Origin of the sequence: Agromyces binzhouensis, assembly GCF_004135055.1 — a bacterium.
Lineage (GTDB): Bacteria > Actinomycetota > Actinomycetes > Actinomycetales > Microbacteriaceae > Agromyces > Agromyces binzhouensis.
This window is the reverse complement of record NZ_SDPL01000537.1, coordinates 1-1,690: the sequence shown is the minus strand read 5'-3', so window position 1 is coordinate 1,690 and position 1,690 is coordinate 1. Positions and strand designations below refer to the sequence as shown.

Sequence of the window (1,690 nt, the reverse complement as noted above, 5' to 3'; positions counted from 1 at the left end):
CCGCGGCGACCGCGAGCCCGATGCGCGCGACAGCGAGGCGCCGCGGGCCGGCGCAGAGCCGGGCGACGGCCAGGCCGGTGATCGCGGTGGCGAGGAGCGTCGCGGTGACGATCCAGCTGGCGGTGAGGACGTCGGCGCCGAGTGCCGTCTGGAGTGCGGCGATCATGTACGGCGAGAGGTTCACGCCGAGGTAGCCGGCGATGCCGATGCCGAAGGTCGCGACGGCGCCGGGAAGGCGGAGTGGGACGCGAGCAGTGGGAACGTGGTCGGTCACGGGAGGTCTCCTGTCGGGGAGTGCACGTCGTCGTGCAAGAGGGAGGTTCGCGGTTCGCCCGGTGCGGCATCCGCTCTAACGAATGGTGTTCGTTTATTATCCACGCCGACCCGCCGGATGGGAAGGGGTGATTCGGAATCCGTCAGCACGCCGCCCTAGGCTGGGCGCGACGAGGAGGTGCGCATGCCGAGGCCGAAGGTGCCGCTCCTCTCCGCCGATCGCATCGCCGACGCGGCCCTGGAGCTCGTGGATTCCGGCCGGCCGTTCGGCGTCAACGCGCTCGCCCGGGCGCTCGGCGTCACGCCGTCCTCGCTCTACAACCACGTCCGCGGGCGCGACGAGATCATCGAGCTCATCCGCGGCCGCATCGCGGGGCAGTACCTGGCCGACCTGCCCGAGGGGACGTGGGACGAGGTCGTCGCCACGACCCTGCGCGCGCAGCGGCGCATGTACGCCGACCACCCCAACGCCATCCCGCTCATCGTCGGCAAGACCATCACCGACCCGCTCGTCATCGCGAGCTACGACAACCTCGCCACCGCGCTCCTCCACGCCGGATTCCCCGATGACGAGGTCCTCACCGTCGTCGCGATCCTCGACTCCTTCGCGCTCGGGTTCGGCCTCGACCTCGCGTCGCCCGACGACATCTGGCAGCCGCAGGGCCCGACCGAGACGCTCGGGCGGCTGCTCGCCGGCGCGGAGCGCGGCGCCGCCCGCTCGGACCGGGCGTTCGAGGAGGGACTCGAGCTCCTCCTCGACTCGCTGCGACTGCGCCTCTCGCGGTTGCGCGAGGCCGACTGAGCGCTCCGGGGTTCCCCGCGCATCGCCCGACGGCTAGCGTGAGCGTGGGCGCCCGGGGAGGGTGCACAGGGGGGAAGGACGGCCGTGGCCTCGTACGACGACATCATCGCGAACATCCCGATCGCCGACCTCGCCTCGCGGCTCGGCGTCGACGAGGCGACCGCCCGCGCGGCGGTCGACCAGGCGCTGCCCGCGCTCCTCGGCGGCATGGGGGCCAACGCACAGGATGCCGCGGGCGCGGCCTCGCTCGAACGGGCCGTGCAGCACCATCCGCCGAAGCTGTTCGAGGGCGGTGTGGACCTCGACGAGGTCGACGAGGGAGACGGCGAGAGGATCGTGCACAACGTCTTCGGCGCGAACACCGACCAGGTCGTGCGGAAGCTCGGGTCGACGGAGGGGAAGGCCGATCCGGGACTCATCCAGAAGCTGCTCCCGATCCTCGCGCCGATCGTGCTGAGCTTCCTCGCCGGGCAGTTCTCGAAGCGTCAGCAGGGCGGGGCGACGGCCGCCCCGACCGGTGGTGGGGGCGGCATCGGCGACCTGCTCGGCGGATTGCTGGGCGGTGCCGGGGGTGGCGGCGCCTCCGGCGGCTCGGCCGGTGCGCTCGGCGGGCTG

General features: G+C 72.7%; 3 protein-coding genes. 2 read left to right on the top strand and 1 reads right to left on the bottom strand.

Annotated elements, in window-relative coordinates:
- A partial coding sequence (locus ESO86_RS16495; protein ID WP_422836510.1) for a hypothetical protein occupies nt 1-274 on the bottom strand: 274 nt, incomplete at its 3' end.
- 183 nt (nt 275-457) lie between these two features.
- On the opposite strand from ESO86_RS16495, the gene ESO86_RS16490 reads away from it, so the two are divergent.
- Both ESO86_RS16490 and ESO86_RS16485 read left to right on the top strand, forming a co-directional pair.
- Nucleotides 458-1,075, top strand: coding sequence for a TetR/AcrR family transcriptional regulator (locus ESO86_RS16490; RefSeq protein WP_129235908.1), 618 nt, complete (start codon nt 458-460; stop codon nt 1,073-1,075).
- Nucleotides 1,076-1,159: 84 nt separating this feature from the next.
- A partial coding sequence (locus tag ESO86_RS16485) for a DUF937 domain-containing protein (protein ID WP_129235907.1) occupies nt 1,160-1,690 on the top strand: 531 nt, incomplete at its 3' end.

Excerpts from the sequence above, each read along its gene's own strand:
- ESO86_RS16490 (WP_129235908.1), top strand. The coding sequence starts at position 458 with ATGCCGAGGCCGAAGGTGCCGCTCCTCTCCGCCGATCGCATCGCCGAC.